Below are 240 nucleotides of genomic sequence, written 5' to 3' on the forward strand. Positions count from 1 at the left end.
TGGGCGTGCAGGCGGTTTTGCTCGTCGTAGTGGTAATGACTGAGGAGCTGGCCTTGTTGGCGTTGATGCTCGCGGCCGGTTTTGAATAGGTGGGAGGTTAGCAGCGCACCATTTAACTCGACGGTGGCGAGGTGGCCGCCTTTGTCGTGGTTGAAGGTGAGACGATTGTTGTCCGGCAGGCGCAGGTTTTTCAGCTGGCCGCACGCGTCGTAGCCGTAGCGCAAGGTGCCCCAGCCTTGG

Annotated in this window: 1 protein-coding gene; it reads right to left on the reverse strand. The window is 60.4% G+C overall.

Features of this window, described 5'->3' with window-relative positions:
• Positions 1-240, reverse strand: a 240-nt coding sequence (locus ACI77I_RS32325) for a hypothetical protein (protein ID WP_407000284.1), incomplete at both ends; no start/stop codon positions are given.

Source organism: Pseudomonas sp. D47 (assembly GCF_045447305.1).
GTDB lineage: Bacteria > Pseudomonadota > Gammaproteobacteria > Pseudomonadales > Pseudomonadaceae > Aquipseudomonas.